Here is a 24,917-nt window from a genome sequence, read left to right on the forward strand (position 1 = left end):
ATCACTGTAGGTTGTGTGGTATGGAGTTCCCATTCCACTTCCTGCGAACAAATAGCGTCGTCACGTCTCGCTTCGACCAACTGGCGAAGGTTCTCAAGGGTGTGGACGTTGACGCGCTGCGCCAGCTCCCCGATCCAGAGATGGAGGCGTTTGCGCGCGATCTTTCGCGTGGGCTGCGGCAGGAGTTTGCGCCGACTCGCCTCATCACCGCGTCGGTGAACGGTCTCGATGCCCACTCACTGAATTTCCTCTTTTTCGTGTGCTTAAAGCACCGCGTTTCGGCGTTTATCGGGGAATCGGATCTGTACATCGACGCCAGTGGCGTCTATGGTGCGACCGCCGAAATCTCGGCGGTGACAAACTCGATCGCAACAGTCTGGTGCCAGGTGAGCGAGCACACTCTGGACCGCGCGTTTGAGGATGCACTTCGAGCACCGTCCGACATGGACACCTGGGTGCAAGTGCACAACTTCGGCGATAGCACCGCCGAGTTTGGTGTCCGGATGCGCATGCACCTCCTGGACAACGGCCGTTTCACAATCGTGTGGACCGTTCGTGAGGACAACTCCGATCTTCGGACCCTGACGGTTGCGACCTACGAGGAAGCCCGCGCCGTCCTGCTCGCGTTTGCGGATCATTGCCCGACCCTCAGCGAGTACGAGTGGACCAACGTCGACTTCGTCCCGCGTCTTTATACCTGCGACCTTGTGCAACGCTCCCAGTACAGGCTGCGCCGGTTCGGGGCGATCCGCGACCTGCCGGCGGGCGTCATGGTGCGCCTGCACGACCGGCTCAATTTCTCTTTGGAATTTGGGCGGGACCGCGACGGGCAGTGGCGCGCGACGATGCGCCACGCCTTGAACGGCGGGATGACCCGCACTTTCGATACCGCCGGCGAACTTCTCGAGGTTGCGGAAGCCTACGTGAACAACGAGCTTGGGGCGTTGCTTGAGTTCTTCCCGGAGTCGTCTGACATGGGATTGCCCTCCACCCTCACTGTGACGGCGATGGAGCTTCCGGAACGCGCGGCGAGGTGGGCGAACTCGTCGATACGCGAGATGCACCGCGTGCGGGACGCGCACAACGGCGCGGCAGAGGGGGCGATGGCGGCATTCATTGCGCAGGTGAATCAGCAGGCGCCGCATTCGCTCGCGCTTGAGCAAAGCAGCGTGGAGGCGCGTGCCTTATCGACGATTTCCGTCCGCCGGCGCGGCTCGCTGCGGACTCTCGACCGGCTGGGCAACCTCGCGCAGCGCTACGGGGTGTCGCTGGTGCTTGACGGTGCACATGTGTTGGTCAACCCCTCGGGAGCCACAGCTGGAGGCGACGTGCGGTGCACACTTGAGCTGTTCGACGGCGACAGGTGCGTGAATCGGTGGGTGTCGGTGTCACCGGCTGCCTTTATGGAAGCGTTGATGGTGCACTTCAGCCATTGGCAGCTGCGACTGACCGTCGAGTCGCTCGAGCGTCCCGACCAGCGGCTGGTGCTCCTCGCCATCCCCCAGGACGCGGATCATGGCTCGTTTCTGCTGAAGGCCTTCGGGCCCGGTTGGAGCATGCGGGCCGTCGCCGGACTTTCGCAATACGAAGTCGCGGTCGTGTTCGTGAACGCCGCGGAGTCTCCGCACGACATTATTGACTCAGTGCATTGGGACTCCGTGCAGACCGCAGACTTGGCCTTGCCGCGGCGTCCGTACATGCTCGGCTCCAACTCCGGTGACTCGACGACGTTGTACAGCGACGAGGCGTTGGCAACCTACCAGGAGGCGTTTGCTGCAGCAGGCGTCGGCGACTGGATCGGAGTTACTGACAACCGTAGCCCCGAGGACTATTGCCGCGTGTTCCGCCACGATGCCCATGGCTGGTACCGGGTGGAGTGGGGGTACAACAATGGCGCCGTCGAGCGCGGGCACGTGCTCACCCGCGACCTCGACCGAGCGTACGAAGTCTTCCGGATGTACGTGGAGGACAACCGGGAGCTCATGTGCGCACTTGACTGGAACGTGGGGGACGAAGGGGCGCCAGGCGGGCAACCGTACGGGGCGCCGGAACGCCTGTACGTGCTCCGTCCAACGACCAGCGTGCTCGCACACCATCATCGGCACGTGCAGGAGTTTTTCGCGGACCAGGAGCAGTTCGAGGAACCGGACCCATCGATGGAGGGACTCGCGGGTGCGCTTGCACACCTGCTGGGGCACGACGTGAAGGCGCAGCGCGTGCTCACCATTGATGCGCAGATGGACGATCCCCAGGTGTTGAACCGTGTCGTCGACCTAGCATTTCAGCATCGCGCCCTGGTGTTTCAGGCCGACTCCGGGTTGCTGGTCAACGGAACCGGGGTGGAAATGCACGAGGTCGGCTTCGCGGGGCTTCGCAATTGCATCGGTACCCTGTGGCAGCAGGTGTGCGAGCGCACTATTGATGTGGCCTTTGAGGACGTGCTGCGTGCGCCCGACCCCATCGGCGCGTGGGTCGAGGTGTACGCCGAGGGCCCGGAAGCGATGGCCGCACGCCTTGACGCCGACGGCACGTGGACCCTCCGCTGGCGCCACGTGGACGGGGAAGATGCCGGACAGTATCGTTTCCTCACCAGCCGGGTGGCAGGCTACTCCCAGGTAAGGGAGCTGCTCCTGGCGTTTGCGGACCGGAGCCCGCTGCTCGGCTACCTCGAATGGGGCGAGGCCACGCCGGCAGACGCCCACTTTGCCACGAGCGCTCGGGAGCGCAGCGAGCTCCCTCTGCGTCGGCTCGACGCGGTGCTCAATCTGCCGGAGGGCACACTCGTGCGGCTCCACGACGGCCCAGGTGGCGCCCTGGAATACGGGCGCGCCGGCAACGGCCGATGGGTAGCCACGCTGGAAACCGCACCGTTTTCAACTGTGACCCGTGAGTTTTCCAGCGGCGCCGACCTGGTGGCGTTCGTCCACACCTACCTGACGGCGGACGACGCGCAGGCAGAAGCGCTCTTCGGCCAGGACGCCCCGGTTCGAACACGGTCGCTGTGGGACAACGAGCTCACGGAGATCTCTGCCATGATCCTCCCGCAGCGAGCCCAGGCATGGACCGATGCATCGGTCCGGCACTTCCACCGGATGCACGCGGACACCGCCGAGGACGCACCCGCCGAGCTCAAGGCCTTCTTCTCCGAGCTGCAGCAAGCACATTCTGCACCCGGTGCGATCCGCGGGCGCGCCGGCAACGAGGTCGGGCTTCGCGCGATGACGCGTGCGTGGGTGCCCAAGGCCGCGCTCGACGGAGTCCTCGCGGACATCGTGCGCCTTGCGCCCCAGTATGGGGTCTCGGTCGTGCTCAACGGGGCGCACGTCTTCTACAACGCCACCGGAGGCGAGGAGACGCCGTTCAGCGGATTGACGCTCGGCGCGAACAACACGATCGTCCAGTTCTGGGTCGACGCCACCGTTCCCGCGTTCGCGCAGGGGTTGCAGCTTTTGTCCCGCGCGGACGAGCTCGTGGTCGCGGCCAGCATCACGCTCGACTCGGGCCGTGCGGAGCCAGACCTGCAGTACTACTGGCTCACCATCCGTGAGGCCCCGGGCGGCTATTCGGCCACGTACGAAATCCCAGGCAGCATTGTGTACTCGGTCGAGGGACTCGCGGAACCGGACGTGCTGCACCTCTACGCCACAATGGCGCGGTCGCCGGCTGCGGTGGTCGAAGCGGCCCAGTGGCACAGTGCCACGCGGGCACCGGATGCGCCTTCCCGCTTCCAGATGCAGTCAAACCTCTTCGAGCCCGTGTCTCTCGACCCGGATAACCTGGACGCGCTGCGCCGGGTGGAGTTGCCCACAAAGGGCGACTTCATCCAGGTAATGGATTCCGCGGTGGAGGGCGACTACGTCCTGGTGATCAATGACTGCGGCGCGCTTCGCAGCCGGTTCGTGGTCGGGTGGGGCCACGACTTCGGGCAGATTGAGAACTTCCAGCGCAAGACGAGCAGCCTCGCCGAGGCCCTCGCGCTCGCCGAGCATTACGTTGCGGGCGATCGCCAGGCGTTTGTGGCGCTCGGGTGGAAGCGTCGCAAAGTGCGCTAACGTCCCGAGCGGGCTGCTTATCGACGCCTACTCGCGTCCCAGCATCGGCACCTCCGGTGCCTCCCCGTCGCCGGCGGGGACGTGCGCGTTCGGATCGGGGAACAGCGGCGGGATGACGTACTCCGTGGGTGGCGCGCCTGCTACTCCCTCGCCGTCTTGCCCCGGCTCGGGCTGCGTGTAGGTGATGTCCAGCGTGTCAAAGACTCGGCGCAGCTCCTGCCACACCAGCGGCGTCAGCGTGGCCATGTACGCGTTCGAAATGTGGTTCTGGTCGCGGTAGACGTACACATTGCCGATCTGGGGGCGGCACAGTTCGGCGTCGCAGAACCACCCGGCGGTGTCCACACTGAACTGGTTGCGCGAGCCGTCGAGGTACTCGGCAGCCGGGTCGACGGGGGCGTAGACGTCCTTGGTGGCCATGGAGCACTCTTCCTCGGTGTGACCACTGACAACGCAGATGTTCGGGTCCATGATCTCCCCGAAAATGTCGAAGATCCACGGATTGTCGCGGAATCCCAAGAAGGGAAGGTTGTTGGCGGCGAGCTCGTCCCATAGGTTGAGGTAGGAGTCCGGGACATGGTCCACGGACACCGTCACGTCTCCCGCGTGGCCTTCCGGGCGCGTCGAGGTGGAGACCACCAGATCCGGGTCCAGGTTGACAATTTCGTTGAACGCGTTGACGCTCCACTCCTGGCAGACCTGGGAGACGAGCTCGCCGCTCTCCGCGGCGTCCAGGATGAGCGGGCACGTCTGACGGACGTACGGGATCACCTTGAACCCGTGTTCCTTGCCCAGGCGGTCAAGGGGGATCACGTACGGCTCGATGTGGGAGCCGCCCACCATGACCACCGTCGTGTTCGCCTCCGGGTCGCCGTACACGCAGTCAGGGCGCGGCATGGTGTCCGCGTCCTGGTTCTGGAACACCATGCAGCCGTCGGTACCGGCGGGCGGGTAGACACCGGCGATGAGGTTCGGGTCCGGCTGCGGGGGCACGTCTGGAACGTTCACTCCCGCCAGGGCCAAGGCGCCGGGGTAAAAGGTTTCATTGAGCGGCTTTTCCGCTTCCTCGACCTTCTGGTTCCACAGCGGTTGGATTGTAAAAGTAGCGGCGACTAAGCAAGTGACAACCACGCCTCCGACGGCGCGGGCCGCACCGGCGGGGGTGCGGAGTGACCTGCGGGCGTCGAGAAGCGGAGTGTCCGTGGCGGTCGGGCGCTTCCGGTGCTGGCGGAGTGGCTCTTCAAGCAGCTCGTGGGTGACGTGCGCGAGGGCGAGGGACACGATGATGACGATCGTGCCCACCCAGGCCGGCGGGGTGCCAAAGCCGCCGATGACGGTGACGATGATGAGCAGTGGCCAGTGCCAGAGGTACAGCGAGTAGGCGATGCCACCCAGCCAGGTCATCGGCTTGGACGCGAGGACCGCGGAAATCGGGTTGTCGTTGCCGCTGAGGATCACCAGCGCGGCGCCTACGAGGGGGAGCAGCGCGACCGGGCCCGGGAACGCGAGCGAATTGGCAACCACGGCGCCCGTAATCGTGATGCACACGACGCCAAGCGCCGACGTCAACCAGGCGATGCGTTGCGGGAAGAAGCGCGAACGCGGGACGAACGCGAGGAGCGCGCCGAGCGAGAGCTCCCAGGCGCGGGAGAACGTGGAGTAGTAGTTCGCGCCGGTGCCGATAAACCCGAAGCGGGACGCCCACGCGAAGGAGGCGACGGTGATGAGCGCGAGCACGATCACGGCGCCGCGGCGGGCGAGCGTGCGTGGCAGCTTGCACTTGGTAATCAAGACAGCGACGAGCGTGCCGAAGAGGATGCCAAAGAGATAGAACTGGCCCTGGACCGCCATGGACCACAAATGCTGCAGTGGCGACGTGTCCTGGCTGGCGGCCGCGTAGTCCGCGTCCTGCGCCATGAGCTCCCAGTTCTGGTAGTAGAGCATCGACGCGGTGAACTGGGCCGCGAGCTCGTCGCTCATGAGCTCCGGGGTGAGGTAATGCACCGCGATAAGCACCGCCAGAATGACGACGACGAGCGCAGGGACCAACCTACGAATGGTTCGCCAGAGCGGCCACCATGGATTGAGGTTGGGGTTCGGGCGCAGTGCGTAGCGCAGCTGGCCGCCCAGGAAGAAGTAGCCGGAGAGCAGGAGGAACACGTCCACGCCGCCGGATACGCGGCCGACGAAGACGTGGAAGAGCACGACGAGCGCAATTGCGTATCCGCGAAGGCCGTCGATGTCCACGCGGTAGGACGAGGGGCGCGGGCGGGGGTGCGCGCCAGGAGACTGCTGCGCCTGCCGCGCCGTAAGTGACTGCTGCGCCGTTCCTTCGCCCATAAGCCCGTAAAACCCCTACAACATCATGAAAATTTTGGTACTATCCGGTTCAATTCGCTGAAGACATTACCGGCTCAACTGCCCGATTTGAAAAAACTTGGCCCCGTTGGGCGTGGTACTTCGTTTTGGTGTATGTGACTCAACCGGGTAATGTAAGTGGGGTTGCCTGGTGGTTTGCCGCCCCAGGGGACAGCACAATCTGCGTACGCGCCGGACCCGTCTGGTCCGCGCCCCGGAAGGTCGGGAGCGCGGCGGTCGGCCGGCCAGTCACGCGCAGGGTAAAGAAGAAGGGTTGAACCGGCTCGCCGACAAGTGGCGGGTGTCTGCACTGCCCAGTGACCGAAAAGGAAGTTTTTCATGGCTGTCAAGATCAAGCTGCAGCGTGTGGGTAAGATCCGCAACGCACAGTACCGTGTTGTCATCGCTGACTCCCGCACCCGTCGTGACGGGCGCGTCATCGAGAACATCGGCATCTACCACCCGAAGGAAGAGCCGTCGCTCATCCGCATCGACTCCGAGCGTGCTCAGTACTGGCTGGGCGTCGGCGCGCAGCCGACCGAGCCGGTCCTCGCTCTGCTGAAGGTCACCGGTGACTGGCAGAAGCACAAGGGCGAAGAGGGCGCCGAGGGCACCCTGAAGGTCGCTCCGGAGAAGAAGACCAAGCTCGAGCTGTTCAACGAGGCGCTCGAAGAGGCCAACAACGGCCCGACCGCCGAGGCCATCACCGAGAAGCGCAAGAAGGCGAAGGAAGAGGAGGAAGCCAAGGCTGCTGCCGAGGCTGAGGCCGCTGCCGCCGCCGAGGCTGCGGAGAAGGCTGAATCCGAGGAGAAGGCTGAGGAGTCCGAGGAGAACTAAGCGTCTCTCGCATTGCATGAGCCCCCGCGGCGCCACCTGGCGCGCGGGGGTTTGTTCGTTGCAGTGGGGCAGTGTTGACGCGCGCTCGGTGCTCCGGTGAGGGCGTTGGTGCGCAAACCGGCGACTCTGGTCCACTGAACGCCCGTGTTAGGCTTGCTGATTATGCAGCTCAACATAGGAAAGGTCGTGAAATCCCACGGCATCAAAGGCGAGGTCGCCGTCGAGGTCACGACGGATGATCCGGATGTGCACTTCGCCGTCGGTGAGTCCCTCACCGGCAAGCAGGCCGGGAAGGAACAGCAACTCACCGTCAAGACGATGCGCCCGCACCAGAAGCGGCTCCTGGTCAGCTTCGAGGAGATCCCCGACCGCACCGCTGCCGACAGCCTGCGTGGCATGAAGTTTTACGCCGAACCGCTCGAACACGATGCGGACGAAGACGGCTACTACGACCACGAGCTCACTGGTCTTGAAGTCCGCATGGGCGGAGCGCGTATTGGCGAGGTCACCGGCATCATGGACACTCCGAACCGCAAGATCCTCGAAGTGGACTACCAGGGCAGAGAAGTGCTCATCCCCTTCGTCATGGACATCGTCCCGGAGGTGGACCTGGAGCAGGGCTACCTGACCATCACCCCGCCGGAGGGGCTGCTCGATGTCTAGCCACATCCCGCAGCTGCGCCTGGACGTCATCACCATTTTCCCCGAATACCTGGAACCGCTGCGCCACGCGCTGTTGGGCAAGGCCATCGAGCAAGGAATCCTGCAGATCGGCGTGCACAATCTGCGCGACTGGGGGCAGGGAAATCACAAGTCCGTGGACGCCCCGCCACTTGGCGGAGGCCCCGGCATGGTGATGAAGCCGGACGTGTGGGGGGCGGCGCTCGACGCGGTCGCCGCGGGCACCTCCAATACGGATGAGCTCACGACCGCGGCGACGCACAGGAACGATAAGGCGCGCCACGACCAGCGAAACGACGTCGCCCCGCGGCCGTACGACGCGCGCGACGTCCGCGACGGCGAGGACCCGGACGCCCCGCTGCTGCTCGTGCCCACCCCGGCGGGCACGCCGTTTTCGCAGGCGGATGCCCAGGCGTGGTCGCGCGAGCGCCACATCGTTGTCGCGTGCGGGCGCTACGAGGGCATCGACCAGCGCGTCTTCGAGGACGCAGCAACGCGTTACCGCGTTCGCGAGGTGTCCATCGGAGACTACGTGCTCATCGGTGGCGAGGTCGCCACGCTTGTGATCGCGGAAGCGGTCACCCGGCTCATCCCGGGCGTGCTGGGCAACACCCAGAGCCACGAGGACGACAGCTTCTCCGACGGGCTGCTCGAGGCCCCCAGCTATACCAAGCCGCGCAGCTGGCGCGGGATCGATGCCCCAGAGGTGCTCTTTTCCGGCGATCACGGCAAGGTGGAGCGGTGGCGTCGGCAAGCATCGCTCGCCCGCACGCAGGCGATACGCCCGGACCTTGTCGCCCAAGCCCGCGCGCGCGACGAGCTCACCGACGAGGACACCTTTTACCTCGATTCCCGCCCAGTGATCACCGGCCTCGATGTCCTCCTCGACCCCCGCAGCTGGTCCAAGGTGCGAAAGCGTTTGCGCCGCGAGCTCGCCAAAGCCGGTTACCGCATTGACGACGCCACGCTCACCGAGCGCTCGGGCCCCGTCTGCTTCGAGCCGTCGATGCTCGAGCAGGTCTACGAGCAGGAGCACGGTCGCGCGCCCGCCGAGCCGCTGTGCCAGCTTGAGATCACCGGGCGCACCACGCTGAGTAACGCCGAGGCGACCAAGGCTGTGGTGGCCGCGCTGCCGCGGGGTACCCAGTGGGTGGGCACGACCCGGTCGCTAGACTCACACGAATGACATCTCTCGCAGCGACCATCGCGACAGAACTCAACGTACAACCATCCCAGGTCGAGGCGGCGCTGAAGCTGCTGGCTGAGGGCAACACGGTCCCGTTCATTGCCCGCTACCGCAAGGAGGCCACGGGCGGTCTCGACGACGCTCAACTGCGCCACATCGAGGAACGTCACACGTACCTCGTGGAGCTCGAGGAGCGCAAGCAGGCAGTCATCGAGGCGATCGAGGAGCAGGGCAAGCTCACCGACGAGCTCAAACGCGCCATCCTCGATGCCGACACAAAGGCCCGCGTGGAGGACCTCTACCTCCCGTATAAGAAGCGAAGGAAGACGAAGGCGGACATTGCGCGCGAGGCAGGCCTCGAAGCACTTGAGCAGCAGCTTATCGACGACCCCACCGCCGACCCCGCAACCCTGGCCGAGAAGTTCCTCTGCGAGGGGTTCGAGGACACCAAGTCCGCACTTGACGGGGCCCGCGCCATTTTGGTGGACAGGTTTGCCACCGACGCCGACTTGGTCGGCGAGGTCCGAGAGCGGCTCTACACCACGGGAACGATGCGCTCATCGGTCGTCGAGGGCAAGGAAGCAGAAGGCGCGAAGTTCAAGGACTACTTCGAGTTCAACGAGCCTTTCGAGTCCCTGCCTTCGCACCGCATCCTGGCGCTGCTGCGCGGCGAGAACGAGGGCGTGCTCACGCTCGACCTGGATGCGGGCGACGAGTCTGTCTACGAGGGCATGATCGCCGATCGCTTCGACCTGCCGGTCAAAGACAGCGAGTGGCTGGCTAAGGCCGTGAAGTGGGGCTGGCGCACGAAGCTGCAAGTTTCCGCGAACCTGGATACCCGCGTGCGCTTAAAGGAGAAGGCTGAGGAGGGCGCGCTCGAGATCTTCAAGACGAACCTGCGCGACGTCCTGCTGGCTGCCCCGGCGGGTCAGCGCTCCACCCTCGCCCTGGACCCGGGGTATCGCAACGGCGTGAAGTGCGCGGTCATCGACGGCACCGGCAAGGTCCTGGATACCACGATCGTCTACCCGCACCAGCCGCAGAACCAGTGGCAGCAGGCGGTGCAGGCCCTGTCCACGCTGTGCGCGCAGCACGGCGTGGAGCTCATCGCGGTAGGCAACGGCACCGCGAGCCGCGAGTCCGAAAAGCTCGCCGGCGAGGTCGCGGATCTTATCGCCCAGGCGGGCGGGCAGCGCCCAACCCCGGTGGTGGTCTCGGAGTCAGGCGCGTCCGTCTACTCTGCGAGCCCGATCGCCGCCGAGGAGTTCCCGGACATGGACGTTTCCCTGCGCTCGGCGGTTTCCATCGCGCGCCGCCTGCAGGACCCGCTCGCGGAGCTGGTGAAGGTCGACCCGAAGTCCATCGGCGTGGGCCAGTACCAACACGACGTGAACCAGGCTGCCCTCGCCCGCACGCTGGACGCGGTAGTCGAGGACGCGGTGAACTCGGTCGGCGTGGATCTCAACACGGCATCCGCACCGCTGCTCGAGCGCGTGGCAGGCGTGAGCGCCACCATTGCGAAGAACATCGTGGCCTACCGTGACGAGCACGGCTCCTTCACCTCGCGCAAGGAGCTTGGCAAGGTCCCGCGCCTGGGCCCGAAGGCGTTCGAGCAGTCCGCTGGCTTCCTGCGCGTGCAGGGCGCAGCGAACCCTCTCGACGCGTCGGCGGTGCACCCCGAGGCGTACCCCGTAGTTGAGCGGATCGCCGCGGCGACGGGGCTGGACACCAAGGGGCTCATCGGCAACAGCGCGGTGCTGACCAAGCTCAAGCCCGCCGACTTCGCCGACGAGACCTTCGGCGTGCCCACCGTGACCGACATCATCGCCGAGCTGGACAAGCCGGGCCGCGACCCGCGCCCGGAGTTCAAGACGGCCACGTTTAAGGAAGGTGTGAACAAGGTCAGCGACTTGACCCCCGGCATGATCCTCGAGGGCACCGTCACCAACGTCGCGGCGTTTGGCGCGTTCGTTGACGTCGGCGTGCACCAGGACGGCCTGGTCCACGTCTCCGCGATGAGCAAGCAGTTCGTCTCGGACCCGCACGACGTGGTGCGCTCCGGCGAGGTGGTCAAGGTGAAGGTCATGGAGGTTGACGTTGAGCGTCAGCGCATCGGCCTGAGCTTGAGGCTTGACGACGAACCCGGGCAGGGCCCCAAGCGCGGCGGCGGCAAGCCCGCCGGAAAGCCCGGCGGGAAGCAGCGGCGCGGTGGGAAGGGGCGCGGTGGCGTCGATAAGCGAGGGGCCCAAGGCGGGTCGATGGCGGACGCGCTGAAGCGAGCGGGATTTGGTAAATGACCCGGGCTTATGTAAGCTTTCTCGAGTTGTTGTAGGCGACATGAACCAGCCGAGCGCCCGTTTGGGAGAAGCCGCTAGGGTCCTCTGTCCTTAAACGTAAAGGATTGCTTCATATGAGCAACGGCATTATTGATCTTGTAGACGCAGGTCAGCTGCGCGATGACATCCCGGACTTCCGCGCCGGCGACACGCTTGACGTGCACGTGAAGGTGATCGAGGGTTCGGTGACCCGTACCCAGGTCTTCACTGGCTTCGTTGTGCGTCGCCAGGGTGGCGGCATCCGCGAGACCTTCACCGTGCGTAAGGTCTCCTTCGGTATCGGCGTTGAGCGTACCTTCCCGGTGCACTCTCCGAACATCGAGAAGATCGAGGTCGTCCGCAAGGGTGACGTTCGCCGTGCGAAGCTGTACTACATGCGCGATCTGCGCGGTAAGGCAGCCCGCATCAAGGAGCGTCGCTAGTTTGCGGCACCGGCGCCCCGCCCACCGACACGATTCGGTGGGCGGGGCGTTTTTGTATGTCCGGAGGACCGGCGCTGCTAGAGTATGCGAGGTGACGAACGTGAATGGACCAGTAAGCGGCTCGAACCCAGGCAGGGGAGAGTCGGAGTACCCGCGTGACACGACGGTGCCCTCTGTGCCGGCCGGTTCAGGCGCGCGCGCCGGGGCGGAAGACCGTGCCGCTCAGGGGAAGGCGGGCAAGCCAGGGAAGTCTGGCTCGTCGGATTCGCCGGAATCCTCGGAGTCGAAGGAGATGCCGTGGTACGTGGAAATCCCCATGGTCATCGTGCTGACGCTCGTGTTCATCTTCCTCATCCAGACCTTCATCGGGCGCCTGTACGTGATCCCGTCTGGGTCGATGGAGCCCACCCTGCACGGCGAGAACGGGTCGGGGGACCGCATCTTCGTGGAGAAGCTCACCTACGCCTTTGACGACCCGGAGCCCGGCGACGTGATCGTCTTCAAGGGTACGGACTCGTGGAACACCGGGTTTGAGACCAACCGCTCCGACAACCCGGTGATCCGCGGCGTGCAGGAAGTTGGCTCGTGGGTGGGCCTCGTGCCTAAGGATGAGAACACGCTGGTCAAGCGAATCATCGCCGAGGGCGGGCAGACGGTGTCCTGCCAGGAGGGCGACCCGGCTGTCATGGTGGACGGCCAGCCGATCCAGCAGGACTACATCATGACGCCCTCGTACTACCCGGTGGACCCGTCGACCGGCTCCGACGCGTGCGGTGGACAGTACTTTGGCCCGCTCGAAGTGCCGGAAGACCACTACTTCATGATGGGCGACAACCGCACGAATTCTTCCGACTCTCGCTACCACATGGGCGACGGCGAAGAGGGGACGATTCCGCGTGAGAACATCCGCGGCAAGGTCCTCGGCATCGTCTTCCCGCTGAACCGTTTCGGCGGCGTGGAGAGCCCGGACATCCAGCAGTAGGCTGGTTCGCTGTCGATGGCTCGTGTCCGCAGGCTCAAACAGCTGCGCACCTACGAGGTAGCGCTGGACAACGCCGGGCTGGGCCCGGTAGCTGGTGTGGACGAAGCAGGACGGGGTGCCTGCTTTGGCCCGATTACGATCGCCGCGTGCGTGCTCCCGACGAGCCCGGTAAAGGAGCTCGAGGGCCTGACCGACTCGAAGCGGCTCACGGCGCGCCGCCGCGAGTTGCTCTTCGACCCCATTCGAGAGTGCAGCTTGGCGTACGGGATCGTGCATATCTCGGCTAAGGAGATTGACCACCGCGGCATCCAGGCCGCCAACCTGGACGGCGCGCGCCGCGCCGTAGCCCAACTAGAGATCCAGCCTGGCTACGTGCTCATGGACGGCTTCCGCGTGCCCGGTATGCCGGCCGCGCAACTTCCCGTGATCGGAGGGGACGCCGCGGCTCGGTGCATTGCGGCGGCGAGCATCCTGGCCAAGGTGAGTCGCGATCGGCTCATTACGCAAATGGCGCAGCAGTACCCCGGCTACGGGCTGGAGGGACACAAGGGCTACGGCACGAAGGCGCACATGGATGCGGTGCGCCGCCACGGCGCGACCCCGGAACACCGCTATAGTTATGCAAACGTCAAGCAGGCGATCGAGTGTTACGAAAAAGGGGTGCTTGCATGAGCGCTGAGGAACTGGACAACTACGAGTCTGAGGTGGAGCTGTCGCTGTACCGGGAGTACCGCGACGTAGCCAGCCAGTTCTCCTACGTGGTGGAAACGGACCGCCGTTTCTACCTGGCCAACGCGGTCGAGCTGATCCCACACACCGAGGGCAAAGACGTGTACTACGAGGTCCGCATGTCCGACTGCTGGGTGTGGGATATGTACCGCGCCGTGCGTTTCGTGCGCTACGTCCGCGTCATCACCTACAAGGACGTCAACATTGAGGAGCTGGACAAGCCCGACCTGACCTTCCCAGACCGCTAAACACCACGGTTTCCCGCTTCCTTCATCGGGGGCGACGACCGCGAAGCAACACCGGTGGCGCAGTATCCTGCGCCACTTTTTTCGTTTGTGATGGAACCGCGGCCCCTTTTCCGGAGTCTAACTAAGTACGGGGTTTTACACCCGCACTGAAAGCAACGAACGTTCAGACACAGTAAGACACGGACTCTCAGGAGGGGCCATGCACCATCACACATCACACCACGACCCGCACCAGCGATCCGGGCCGCCGATCGGCCTGAATGACCAGTACGAGCTGGGATATGCGGGGGAGGCGGGCGCGATCGCGTGGTACGAGGAGCTGGGCTACCAGCTGCTCGCGCACCGCGCCCGCGTGAAGGCGGGTGAAATTGACGCGGTGCTTCGCGCGCCGGACGGGACCATCGTGTTCCTTGAGGTCAAAACGCGCCGCGGCACAGCGTTCGGCGCGGCGGAGTCGGTCACACCCCGCAAGCTCGCCACGATGCGGCGCTGCGCCGGGCAGTGGCTGAGCCAGCACCACCTGCCCGAGGCACGGTGGGCGCGCTTCGACGTGGTTGAGGCGGTCTTTGACGGCACCCAGCTGCACTTCCACCGCTTCGAGGGGGTCGAAGATGGCGCTTGCTAGCACCCAAACCGCGACGGTTGAGGGCGTCGTCGCCCACCCGGTCACCGTGGAGGCCAACGTCGGCCCCGGTCTACCCGGCGTCCACATGGTCGGGCTTGGCGACGCCGCCGTGAAGGAATCCCGCGAGCGCATCCGCACCGCTGTCGCCAACGCCTCGCTGCCGTGGCCGCGCACCAAGATCATGGTCTCGCTCTCGCCCGCGCACCTGCCCAAAGCCGGATCGCATTTCGACCTGCCCGTCGCCCTGGCGGTACTGGGCAGTATGGACCCGCGCACCCAGCGCACCATCGGACGCACCCTCTTCCTCGGTGAGCTCGCCCTCGACGGCACCTTGCGCCGGGTCGAAGCGATCCTGCCGATGCTTCTGCAAGCACGCAGCCGCACCGACATCGACACGATCGTCGTCCCCACGGCCAACGCCGATGAGGCGGCACTCATCGCCGATCCCCGCACGTTCACCGCCGATTCGCTCACGCACGTGTGGAGCTGGCTTCTCGACGCCACGCCGCTCCACCCCGTCGCCCCCGTTGCCCCCGGCACCTCAGCGCGCTCGGGGAGCGGGGCGGCTGCGCTCGACTTCGCGGACATCGCCGGCCAGGTCCTTGAGCGGCGGGCGATGGAAGTCGCCGCCGCCGGTGGCCACCACCTGATGATGGTGGGCCCGCCCGGGTCCGGGAAGTCGATGCTGGCGGAGCGGCTGCCGTCGATTATGCCCCCGCTCACCGACGCCGAACGGATCGAATGCACGGCGCTGCACCAGGCCGCGGGTATCGCCAAAGGCGCGCTTGTGCAGGAGCGGCCGTTTATCGCGCCGCACCCGTCGTTGACCAAGGCGGCGTTGCTGGGCGGCGGGGCGCACATCCCGCTGCCGGGAGCGGTGAGCCAGGCTCACCGCGGCGTGCTTTTCCTCGACGAAGCCTCCGAGATCCCCGCCCGCGTTCTGGACGCGCTGCGCATTCCGCTGGAGCAGCGGGAGGTGCAGCTCCAGCGCGGGCGCCGGACCGTGCGGTACCCGGCCGCTTTCCAGCTGATCCTGGCTGCGAACCCGTGCCCCTGCGGCGGGGAGGCAACGCGGTGCCGCTGCACACCGGGGGAGCGGGCGCGGCACCTCGCCAACATCTCCGGCCCGCTGCGCGACAGGCTGGACCTGTACGTGCGCACGACAGCGCAATCGGCGGTGCTCAGCCCGGAGGACGCCGAGCCGTCCGCCGTTATCGCCGACCGCGTCGCCGCGGCGCGGGAACGCGCAGCCAGCCGCTGGGCTCAGGCTGGGGTCGGTGGGGAGGAGGCCGCGACCAATGGCGCGGTGGCGTCGACACTGATCCGGAGGCACTACCCGGCCGATGAGACCGGCATGATCTTCCTCTCCAACAAACTCGGGCACGGCGAGCTGACGCAGCGTGGCGTGGACAAGGTGCTCAAGCTGGCGTGGACGCTCGCCGACCTCGAGGCTGCCGACACGCCTGACATCGACCACGTCGCGCGGGCGGCGGAGATGCACGCGCCCGCGCCAGAAGAGGAGGCAGCATGACACCCAGCAACCTTGAGTCCTGGGCCTACCTCTCCCGAGTAATTGAGGGCCCCTCCCGCCACCTCCAGGAGATGCTGCGCGCCGGCCGCGATGCCGACGAGATCGCCCGCGGCATCCGCACCCGGGCGAGCTGGCTCGGCCCACTGGCTGGCACGACGGAGCGCCGGTACGACTGGGACCGCCCGGTCGCGGACCTGGAGACAGCGCACGAGCACGGCTACCGCTTGCTCACCCCGGAACACGCGGGGTGGCCGAGCGAGCGCATCGAGGAGTCCTTTGTCGCGGGGGCATTGCACAGCCGGGAGAACATGGACTTCGCCATTGCGGACGGGTCGGCCCCGCACACCCTGTGGGTGCGCGGTGCGACCGACCTGGCGGCACTGTTCGCGCAGTCGGTGGCCTTTGTGGGCACGCGAGCGTCGAGTAGCTATGGGCATCAAGCCACGCAGGACCTCGTGGGCTCGGTGGCCAAGCAGCGCTACACCGTTGTCTCTGGCGGGGCAATCGGCATCGACACAGTGGCGCACGAGACCGCGCTCGCGGCGGGCGCGCCGACCATCGCGGTGGCCGCCTGCGGGCCCGGGGTGGTGTACCCGAAGCGCAACGAAAAGCTCTTCCGGCGCATCGTCGCCGCGGGAGGCGCGCTGGTGACGGAATACCCGCCGGGCGTGACGCCGGATCGGCACCGCTTTCTCACGCGCAACCGGCTCGTCGCCGGACTGACGCAGGGCAGCGTGGTGGTCGAGGCGGCGTTTCGCTCCGGCGCGCTGAACACGCTGAAGTGGGCGCGCTACTACAACCGGCAGGCAATGGCGGTGCCGGGGTCAATACTCGGGCCCAACTCGCTCGGCACTAACCTGGCCATCCGCGCCGGGAACGCCACGATGGTGCTCAGCGGAGACCAGATCCACGAGCAGTGCGGTCACATTGGCCAGATTGACGCGGAGGGGCAGCTGGAGATGCAGTTTCAGGCAGACCCGATCCAGCAGCTCAGCCACAACGAACTCCGCGTGTTTGATGCCACCCCGCCCGCCGCCTCAGCGGGGCGCGACGCCGAGCGCATCGCCGCCGACGCCGGGTTGAGCACGGGTCTCACCGTCCACCTCCTCATGGAACTCGAGCGACGCGGCCTGGTCCAGCGTGAGCGCAGGCAGTGGTCCCGCGCGGTGCGCAGCAAGGAGAGTGCGTAAACTCCTGGGGCATGAGTGACTTCAGCGCCGAGTCGCAGTTTCTTGCCGCCGTCGCGGACTTTGCGGACTACGCCCGCGACGTGCGCAACCGTTCCAGCAACACCGTGAAGGCCTACGAGGCGGACCTGCGCAGCCTGTCCAGCTACGTCACCACCTTGGACCAATTCACGCTGGAGACGTTGCGCACCTGGCTTGCCGACGCCTCCCGCGCCGGCAAAGCACGCTCCACTCTCGCCCGGCGGACCGCCACCGCCCGCAGCTTCTCCACGTGGGCGACCAAACAGGGGTTGCTCCCTCGCGACGTCGCGGCGCGCCTGGTCACCTCCCAATCCCAGCGGCCCCTGCCCACGGTGGTGAGCGCCACGCGCGCTGGCGACCTCGTCGAGGCCGACACAACCGACGACGCGCACCCCGCCGAGGCGCTACGCGACCACGCCATCCTCGAATTGCTCTACGCCACCGGCATCCGCGTCGGCGAACTCACCGGCTTGAACACCGCGGACGTCGACTTCGCCCGACAGACGGCAAAGGTCACTGGTAAGGGCAACAAGCAGCGCACCGTGCCCTTTGGCGAGCGGGCCAGCCTGGCCGTGCAGGACTGGCTCGAGCAGGGCCGCGGAGAGCTTGCCGCCGACACCGACGCCCTCTTCGTGGGCAGCCGCGGCGGGCGGATTGACCAGCGTCAGGTCCGGCGCATCGTCGAGCGGGCTGCCGAGCGCGCCGGGATCGCGGACGTCTCACCCCACACGCTTCGCCACACCGCGGCCACCCACATCCTGGAGGGCGGCGCGGACCTGCGTGTGGTGCAGGAGATGCTGGGGCACTCAAGCCTGCAGACCACGCAGATCTACACCCACGTCTCCGCCCAACGGCTGCGCAAGGTCTACGAGCAGGCGCATCCACGGGCGTAGGGGGTTGGCTTCGGGTTGGTTTAGCGGACGGGTTTGAGCCGGATCAACGGGGCCGAGAGGAGCGAAAGCGGGTCAATGTAGCGCTCCTTACCCACGATCGCGCCCCAATGCAGGCCGTCGTGCCGGTTGGGCGCGTTGGCGGGGGAGTAGGCGAGCGCGCCGATGATGTCGCCCTCGCCGACGGGGTCCCCCTTGCGTAGCTCGGTGCGTACGGGTTGGTAGGTTGTGCGGATTCCATCCGCGTGGGCGATGGAGACGACGGGTGTGCCGGCAATCGTGCCCACGTAGTGGACCGTGCCGTCGCCGGCGGCCAGGACGGGATCGCCGGGGCGGGCGGCAAGGTCGACGCCGCGATGGCCGGGCTGCCAGTTCTTCTTCGGGATGTTTGCGGGGCGGGTCACGCGGGAAGCGTGCGCGGTGCCGGTGGTGGGGTCCACCCACGCGAGGGTCGGCGGGCAGGAGATGAGGAGCGCGAGGGTGGCGAGGATGAGGGCGGTGAGGGGTGGGCGCGGCGTCGTGAAGCGATACATGACTCAGTTACATCACAACAAACGGTGCAAAGGAACCCTAAACGAAAAATCTGTGGATAGGTGCTGGGGGTTATCCACAACCGCGCAGCGCAATTAGGATTTTGCGCCTGAGGTGCGTATACTCACTCGGGCAGTCCGCGCCTTGCGTGAGGCTGACTCCGCGCGCCGACAAACGCCAGCCGAGCAACGGTCCCTTGAAAGGGCGCGAGGCGGGCACGGTGCCAGGGTGTGGGATAAAAACCCGCACGTTTGACCAGTATTAACCGAACTATTTTCTCCAAAGGAGACATTCCCATGGCAGTCGTAACCATGCGCGAACTCCTCGACGCAGGTGTGCACTTCGGCCACCAGACGCGTCGTTGGAACCCGAAGATGCGTCGCTTCATCTTCACCGATCGCAACGGCATCTACGTTATCGACCTGCAGCAGACGCTGACCTACATCGACGAGGCATACGAGTTTGTCAAGGAGACCGTTGCGCACGGCGGCACCCTCCTGTTCGTCGGTACCAAGAAGCAGGCACAGGAGCCGATCCAGGAAGAGGCAGAGCGCGTCGGTATGCCGTACGTGACCCACCGCTGGCTCGGTGGCATGCTCACCAACTTCCAGACCGTGTCCAAGCGAATCGCCCGCATGAAGGAACTGCAGGCGATGGACGCAGCCGAGGACGGCTACGCCGGCCGCGGTAAGAAGGAAATCCTCATGCTCACTCGCGAGCGCACCAAGCTCGAGCGCGTCCTCGGCGGCATCTCTGAGATGACCAAGACGCCGTCCGCGCTGTGGATTGTGGATACCAACAAGGAGCACATCGCCGTCAACGAGGCGCAGAAGCTGCGTATCCCCGTTGTCGCTGTGCTGGACACCAACTGTGATCCGGACCTGGTTGACTTCCCGATCCCGGGCAACGACGACGCCATCGGCGCCGTGAAGCTGCTCACCCACATCGTGGGCGAGGCAGTCGTGGCCGGTAAGCAGCAGCGCGAGGAGCGCCAGCTGGCAGCCGCCCGCGACGCAGCAGGCGACAATGACGCCAAGCTGCAGGCCGAGGCATCCGAGGCTGCTGCGAACGCAGCGTCCTCCGACGATGTCTCCGCTGCCGACGCGGCCAAGGCCGCCGCTGCCGCCGAGGCAGCAACGCCGCAGGAGGTCGCACCGGTTGAACAGCCGCACGCAGTGCGCGCCGCTGAGCAGGCAGCCGAGGCTGAGAAGGCCGAGAAGGCTGAGCAGGAGGAGAACTCCGAGAAGGAGTCCTAAGCCGAATCGGCAACCCCCTGACACATGCACCCCGCGTCTTCGGTTCACGTCCGCCCCACTTCACTGGGCCGGGACGCGAGCGAAGCGCGGGGTGTAGTGCATCCAAGGGCTGCTAGCATTTCCTAGCGTGCCGACTCACGCAAAGTCGGCTACCCTTTACACGATTACTTATCACAGCCAATTTTGGTTGCTTGTGGGCGCGTGGGCGCCGATAAGCTGCCCAAAATTGCACAAACCTTACGAGGAGGATCGCCCCAACATGGCGAACTACACTGCAGCAGACGTGAAGAAGCTCCGCGAGATCACCGGCTCCGGCATGATGGACTGCAAGAAGGCACTCCAGGAGACCGACGGCGACTTTGAGAAGGCCGTTGAGAACCTGCGCATTAAGGGCGCAAAGGACGTGGGCAAGCGCGCTGAGCGCAACGCCCTCGAGGGCCTCGTTGCAGTTTCCGGCAACACCATCGTGGAGATCAACGCAGAGACCGACTTCGTGGCCAAGAACCAGGAGTTCAAGGACCTCGCCGCTAAGATCGCCGACGCCGCTGCCGCTGTGAAGGCGAACTCCCAGGAGGAGCTGGCAAACGCTGACGTCGACGGCCAGACCGCGCACGAGGCGCTGCAGGTCCTGTCCGCAAAGATCGGAGAGAAGCTCGAGCTGCGCCGCGCCGCAACCGTCGAGGGCGACAACGTTGCGAAGTACCTGCACCAGCGCTCCGCGGACCTGCCGCCGGCCGTGGGCGTGCTCGTTGCCTACACCGGTGACAACGAGGAGGCCGCTCACCAGGTCGCTCTGCAGATCGCCGCGATGAAGGCTCGCTTCCTCAAGCAGGAGGACATCCCGGCCGAGGTCGTGGAGAAGGAGCGCGCGGTGCAGGAGGAGATCACCCGCAACGAGGGCAAGCCCGAGGCTGCCATCGAGAAGATCGTCCAGGGTCGCATGGGCGGCTTCTACAAGGACGTCGTGCTGCTGGACCAGCCGTCCCTCGCAGACTCCAAGAAGACCGTGAAGCAGTTCACGGAGGAGAGCGGCATCGAGATCACCGACTTCGTGCGCTTCGAGGTCGGCCAGGCGTAAGCAATCTGCTTATCGACGATGCCGTGAGCCCCGTCGAGCCTGTTCCGCTCTAGCGCCCTGCCCCCGGGAAACCGGGGCGGGGCGCTTTCGCGTTCTTTGCAGTGCATTTACCTGGTTACGGGGGAACTGGTTAGAATCGGGGGCGAATACGCAAGCTTTCGATTCACCACCCGGCATTTGTGCATAAGGAGTGTCACACCGTGACTGATTTCGCCCTCAACCGCAACGGATTCAAACGCGTCATGCTCAAGCTTGGCGGTGAGATGTTCGGCGGCGGCAAGGTCGGCATCGACCCGGACGTGGTGGACAGCGTCGCTTCCCAGATCGCCGAGGTGGCCAAGGCGGGCACCGAGGTCGCCGTGGTCATTGGCGGCGGCAACTTCTTCCGCGGAGCGGAGCTGCAGAAGCGCGGCCTGGACCGTGCGCGTTCTGACTACATGGGCATGCTCGGCACCGTCATGAACTGCCTGGCCCTGCAGGACTTCTTGCAGCAGAAGGGCGTGGACTGCCGCGTGCAGACCTCCATCAACATGGCGCAGATCGCTGAGCCGTACCTGCCGCTGCGCGCCGCCCGCCACCTGGAGAAGGGCCGCGTGGTCATCTTTGGCGCCGGCATGGGCATGCCGTACTTCTCCACCGACACCACCGCTGCGCAGCGCGCGCTGGAGATCGGGTGTGAGGTCCTGCTGATGGCCAAGGGTGTCGACGGCGTCTACGACGATGACCCGCGCACCAACCCGGACGCCAACCTGCTCACTGAGATCTCGCCGCGCGAGGTGCTTGAGCAGGGCCTCAAGGTGGCGGATGCCACCGCGTTCTCCCTCTGCATGGACAACAACATGCCGATCCTGGTGTTTAACCTGCTCAAGGAGGGCAACATCGCCCGCGCCGTTGCCGGTGAGCAGATTGGGACCTTGGTGGCCTAGGCGTCTTCTCGGTTTGGGAGTGTGCCCCGGCGGTGTTGACCGCCGGGGCTTCCTTGTTTCCGGGGCGTGTGACAGATTTCCGCAGAAACGATTTACCCAGACCGTCCCACCTGGGGAATTGTCGGCCAGGGCTCGGCGGCCGGGGAAATTTTACGCACTCTCGTCATGTGCGCGCCGCCCCAGGATCACCACTTACCCCTCGCGCCCCAGGAGCCCGTCCACCTGCCAGGCGAGGTTGAGCAGCTCCGTCGCGTTGACGGCGGGGCGCGCCGCGCTCCCGAGTACACCCAGGTGGATGCCTCCGATCGCGATCGCGGCGCTGCCGGTGACGTTGAACACCGAGCACCACGGCGACCAGACCGTCTGCTGGTAGAAGCTCTCCTCGGGAGACAAGGACGGGAAGTACCCCAATCGCGGCGGGTCGAAGGCCAGGGTGGGAGAGAGGACTACGTCGACGTCCCACTGCTGGGCAAGCAGATGCGGGAGCACGTCCAGGTGCTCGCGGACGCCGCGCATCTGGGCGCGGGTGACGCGCGCCCCCTCCTGTGTGAGCCACTGGAGGTACTCGCTGTCCAGCGGGTCAACGCTGGTGAAGGAGCGCTTAATGCGGCGGGAGAAGTGCGCGAAGGTGTCGCCCGCCTGGGCGTAGGCGCGCAACGGGACGACGTCGTGGTGGAGGGAGAGCGCCCCCGCCAGCTGGTCCACCGCGTCCGCGCGGGTGGGTGAGAGATGGGAGGGGGCGAGGAGGGCGTCGAGAAGCACCCCGACCCGCAAGCGTCGCGGATGCGTGGGGCGCATGCCGTAGATGGTGCATTGGTCGGCGACGGTGCGGGTAAGGAAGCCGTGCGCCGCGACGCGGGGCGAGGCGGGCTTGAAGCCGACGATGTCGCACGCCGCGGCGGGCACACGCAGCGAACCGCCCGCGTCCGTTCCGTGCGCCGCGCGGACTTGGCCCTCCGCCACCGCAACCGCGGCACCGGTGGAGGAGCCGCCAGGGGTGCGGCCGGGGAACGCTGGGGACTCGAGCACCGGGACGCCGGGGCGCTCGGCGTAACAGGTGGCGCCCAGCTCGGAGGTGAGTGTTTTGCCGGGGATGGTCGCGCCGGCGTCGAGAAGCATGGGCACGATGGCGTCCGTGCGGCGCGCCACGTAGCTGCGGGCGGGGTTGCCGTTGGTGGTGGGCCAGCCGGCGACGTCAACGGAGTCCTTTACCGGGATGTCCCAGCCCGCGAGTCTGGTGCGGGACGGAGCGGCAGCGGCGTCGACGGGCGGGGGCGCCAGGGGAGCGCGGAAGGAGAACGCCGATTGCTGCATGGCAACAGTGTAGGCGGGGCGAGCGCTGGTAGATTAGTGGGGAACGTTAACGAGCAAAAGGTAGGTAAACCATGATTGATGATGTCCTGTTGGACGCAGAAGAGCGCATGACTTCCTCGGTGGAGCACACCCGCGAGGAGCTGGTCACCATCCGTACCGGCCGCGCCAACCCCGCAATGTTCAACGGCGTCATGGCGGAGTTCTACGGTGCGCCGACCCCGATCAACCAGATGGCCACCATCTCCGTGCCGGAGCCGCGCATGCTGCTGATCAAGCCCTACGACATGTCTACCCTCCAGGAGATTGAGAACGCGATCCGCAACTCCGACCTGGGCGTGAACCCGACCGATGACGGCCAGGTCATCCGCGTCACGGTGCCGCAGCTCACCGAGGAGCGCCGCAAGGACCTGGTCAAGCACGCGAAGCAGAAGGGCGAGGAAGGCAAGATTGCCATCCGCAACGTCCGCCGCCAGGGCATGGACCAGCTGAAGAAGATCCAGAAGGACGGCGACGCCGGCGAGGACGAGGTCAAGACCGCCGAGCAGTCCCTGGACAAGACCACGCAGGGCTACGTCGCGCAGATTGATGAGCTGGTGCAGCGCAAGGAAGACGAGCTGATGGAGGTCTAACCTCCCGCACAGTCGCGCAACTATCCGCCAATTGAGGCACGCCGTGGACATCGCGCCGTGGCGCCGGACGAGACCGAAGCGAGGAGCCAGTGCAACCACACCGCAACGAGCAGAGCGATCTTGACAACCGGAGGGTTGCGGAGAGGTCCAGGTGGCCGTCGTTAAGGCTCAAGGCGCCCACGCCGAAGAACAATGCGGGGCGCGACCTGACCGCTGCGATCACGACAGCGGTGGTGCTCGGCTCGCTGGTAATCGGTGCGCTGTTGGTGGGCCCGTTGGCCTGGTACCCGCTTGTTGCCGTGGCGGTGGCGCTGGCCATGTGGGAAGTGCTCACGCGCCTGCGCGAAGCCGGGTACCAGCAGCCGCGCACGCTCCTGGTCATCCTGGGGCAGATCATGCTGTGGGCCTCTGCCACGTACGAGACGGCCGGCCTGGTCACGGGGTTCGCGTTCACGGTCCTCTTCCTCATGTTCTACCGGCTGTTCCCCAACGGCCGCCACGCCAAGCCCGAGAACTACCTGCGCGATACCGGTGTGGGCATCTTCGTCCTCGTCTGGATCCCGCTCTTCGGGAGTTTCGCCGCGATGATCTCGCTTATCGACGAAGGCGCCCTCCCCGCCAGCCGCTTCATCGCCGCATTCATGCTCTGCGTCGTAGCCAACGACGTCGGCGGCTACGCCGCGGGCGTCATGTTCGGCTCGCACCCGATGGCGCCCGCGATCAGCCCAAACAAGTCGTGGGAGGGCTTCGCCGGCTCCGTGGTGTTTGGCGTGCTCACCGGCATAGCCGTGGTGCACTTCCTCATCCAGGGACCCTGGTGGATGGGCGTGGTGTGGGGCGTTGCGCTCGTCCTCTGCGCCACCATGGGCGACCTCGTGGAGAGCCAGTTCAAGCGCGAGCTGGGAATCAAGGACATGTCGAACTTGCTTCCCGGCCACGGCGGGCTGATGGACCGCTTGGACGGGATGCTGCCCGCCGCCAGCGCGACCTACATGCTGCTCAACGCCGCGGCGATCATGAACCCGCTGTAGCGGCCCTGGCAGCGAACGGGCCGCGTAGATTAGTCAAGACGCGGGTTACGTGCCAAAATAGGGCACA

General features: G+C 66.0%; 21 protein-coding genes. 18 read left to right on the plus strand and 3 right to left on the minus strand.

Annotated elements, in window-relative coordinates; translation table 11 throughout:
* Positions 1 to 20 precede the first annotated feature (20 nt).
* On the plus strand, positions 21 to 4,052 hold the full coding sequence (locus OVO38_RS05150; protein WP_267207917.1) for a hypothetical protein: 4,032 nt from the start codon (positions 21 to 23) through the stop codon (positions 4,050 to 4,052).
* A gap of 27 nt (positions 4,053 to 4,079) precedes the next feature.
* Here OVO38_RS05150 and OVO38_RS05155 read toward each other — a convergent pair whose 3' ends face one another.
* Complete coding sequence (locus tag OVO38_RS05155) at positions 4,080 to 6,392, minus strand: acyltransferase family protein (RefSeq protein WP_267207918.1); 2,313 nt, start codon at positions 6,390 to 6,392, stop codon at positions 4,080 to 4,082.
* A 357-nt stretch (positions 6,393 to 6,749) separates the two neighbouring features.
* Here OVO38_RS05155 and rpsP point away from each other — a divergent pair, with 357 nt between their 5' ends.
* The 12 genes from rpsP to xerA all read left to right on the plus strand — a co-directional run bounded on the left by rpsP (position 6,750) and on the right by xerA (position 18,088).
* Complete coding sequence (gene rpsP / locus OVO38_RS05160; RefSeq protein WP_267207919.1) at positions 6,750 to 7,247, plus strand: 30S ribosomal protein S16; 498 nt, start codon at positions 6,750 to 6,752, stop codon at positions 7,245 to 7,247.
* A 162-nt stretch (positions 7,248 to 7,409) separates the two neighbouring features.
* Complete coding sequence (gene rimM, locus OVO38_RS05165) at positions 7,410 to 7,910, plus strand: ribosome maturation factor RimM (RefSeq protein ID WP_095547199.1); 501 nt, start codon at positions 7,410 to 7,412, stop codon at positions 7,908 to 7,910.
* Positions 7,903 to 9,114, plus strand: a complete 1,212-nt coding sequence (gene trmD, locus OVO38_RS05170; protein WP_267207920.1) for a tRNA (guanosine(37)-N1)-methyltransferase TrmD — start codon at positions 7,903 to 7,905, stop codon at positions 9,112 to 9,114. Before rimM ends, trmD begins: the two co-directional genes overlap by 8 nt.
* Positions 9,111 to 11,411 carry a Tex family protein gene (locus OVO38_RS05175; RefSeq protein WP_267207921.1) on the plus strand — a complete coding sequence of 767 codons (2,301 nt, stop codon included), beginning with the start codon at positions 9,111 to 9,113 and terminating at the stop codon, positions 11,409 to 11,411. Before trmD ends, OVO38_RS05175 begins: the two co-directional genes overlap by 4 nt.
* A gap of 113 nt (positions 11,412 to 11,524) precedes the next feature.
* Positions 11,525 to 11,872 carry a 50S ribosomal protein L19 gene (gene rplS / locus OVO38_RS05180; protein ID WP_095277476.1) on the plus strand — a complete coding sequence of 116 codons (348 nt, stop codon included), beginning with the start codon at positions 11,525 to 11,527 and terminating at the stop codon, positions 11,870 to 11,872.
* 292 nt (positions 11,873 to 12,164) lie between these two features.
* The gene (lepB, locus tag OVO38_RS05185; protein ID WP_095277473.1) at positions 12,165 to 12,854 is read left to right on the plus strand and encodes a signal peptidase I; all 690 of its coding nucleotides are present in this window, start codon (positions 12,165 to 12,167) and stop codon (positions 12,852 to 12,854) included.
* A 15-nt stretch (positions 12,855 to 12,869) separates the two neighbouring features.
* Complete coding sequence (locus OVO38_RS05190) at positions 12,870 to 13,526, plus strand: ribonuclease HII (RefSeq protein WP_095534816.1); 657 nt, start codon at positions 12,870 to 12,872, stop codon at positions 13,524 to 13,526.
* Positions 13,523 to 13,831: a DUF2469 domain-containing protein gene (locus OVO38_RS05195; RefSeq protein ID WP_095277469.1), complete on the plus strand. Its 309-nt coding sequence runs from the start codon at positions 13,523 to 13,525 to the stop codon at positions 13,829 to 13,831. Before OVO38_RS05190 ends, OVO38_RS05195 begins: the two co-directional genes overlap by 4 nt.
* A 199-nt stretch (positions 13,832 to 14,030) precedes the next feature.
* Complete coding sequence (locus OVO38_RS05200) at positions 14,031 to 14,456, plus strand: YraN family protein (protein ID WP_095277467.1); 426 nt, start codon at positions 14,031 to 14,033, stop codon at positions 14,454 to 14,456.
* Complete coding sequence (locus OVO38_RS05205) at positions 14,443 to 15,987, plus strand: YifB family Mg chelatase-like AAA ATPase (RefSeq protein ID WP_122086496.1); 1,545 nt, start codon at positions 14,443 to 14,445, stop codon at positions 15,985 to 15,987. The genes OVO38_RS05200 and OVO38_RS05205 overlap by 14 nt, the downstream gene beginning before the upstream one ends.
* Positions 15,984 to 17,177, plus strand: coding sequence for a DNA-processing protein DprA (locus tag OVO38_RS05210; protein WP_267207922.1), 1,194 nt, complete (start codon positions 15,984 to 15,986; stop codon positions 17,175 to 17,177). Before OVO38_RS05205 ends, OVO38_RS05210 begins: the two co-directional genes overlap by 4 nt.
* A gap of 11 nt (positions 17,178 to 17,188) precedes the next feature.
* Complete coding sequence (gene xerA / locus OVO38_RS05215; RefSeq protein ID WP_267207923.1) at positions 17,189 to 18,088, plus strand: site-specific tyrosine recombinase/integron integrase; 900 nt, start codon at positions 17,189 to 17,191, stop codon at positions 18,086 to 18,088.
* Between the two features lie 20 nt (positions 18,089 to 18,108).
* On the opposite strand, the gene OVO38_RS05220 is transcribed toward xerA, so the two are convergent.
* Positions 18,109 to 18,618 (minus strand): M23 family metallopeptidase, encoded by a 510-nt coding sequence (locus OVO38_RS05220; protein WP_267207924.1) that lies wholly within the window; start codon positions 18,616 to 18,618, stop codon positions 18,109 to 18,111.
* A gap of 294 nt (positions 18,619 to 18,912) precedes the next feature.
* Here OVO38_RS05220 and rpsB point away from each other — a divergent pair, with 294 nt between their 5' ends.
* From rpsB to pyrH, 3 genes are all read left to right on the plus strand, one after another.
* On the plus strand, positions 18,913 to 19,872 hold the full coding sequence (gene rpsB, locus OVO38_RS05225) for a 30S ribosomal protein S2 (protein WP_095534810.1): 960 nt from the start codon (positions 18,913 to 18,915) through the stop codon (positions 19,870 to 19,872).
* Positions 19,873 to 20,131: 259 nt separating this feature from the next.
* Positions 20,132 to 20,950: a translation elongation factor Ts gene (gene tsf, locus OVO38_RS05230; protein WP_095536760.1), complete on the plus strand. Its 819-nt coding sequence runs from the start codon at positions 20,132 to 20,134 to the stop codon at positions 20,948 to 20,950.
* Positions 20,951 to 21,192: 242 nt separating this feature from the next.
* On the plus strand, positions 21,193 to 21,876 hold the full coding sequence (gene pyrH, locus OVO38_RS05235; RefSeq protein ID WP_222428211.1) for a UMP kinase: 684 nt from the start codon (positions 21,193 to 21,195) through the stop codon (positions 21,874 to 21,876).
* Positions 21,877 to 22,068: 192 nt separating this feature from the next.
* On the opposite strand, the gene OVO38_RS05240 is transcribed toward pyrH, so the two are convergent.
* A complete protein-coding gene (locus tag OVO38_RS05240; protein ID WP_267207925.1) occupies positions 22,069 to 23,190 on the minus strand; it encodes an amidase family protein in 1,122 nt (373 codons plus the stop codon).
* 71 nt (positions 23,191 to 23,261) lie between these two features.
* Here OVO38_RS05240 and frr point away from each other — a divergent pair, with 71 nt between their 5' ends.
* Both frr and OVO38_RS05250 read left to right on the plus strand, forming a co-directional pair.
* Positions 23,262 to 23,819, plus strand: coding sequence for a ribosome recycling factor (frr, locus tag OVO38_RS05245; protein WP_095277445.1), 558 nt, complete (start codon positions 23,262 to 23,264; stop codon positions 23,817 to 23,819).
* Positions 23,820 to 24,025: 206 nt separating this feature from the next.
* A complete protein-coding gene (locus tag OVO38_RS05250) occupies positions 24,026 to 24,850 on the plus strand; it encodes a phosphatidate cytidylyltransferase (RefSeq protein WP_243389124.1) in 825 nt (274 codons plus the stop codon).
* Positions 24,851 to 24,917: the final 67 nt, after the last annotated feature.

The organism is Corynebacterium sp. Marseille-P8863 (genome assembly GCF_946902955.1).
GTDB lineage: Bacteria > Actinomycetota > Actinomycetes > Mycobacteriales > Mycobacteriaceae > Corynebacterium > Corynebacterium gottingense.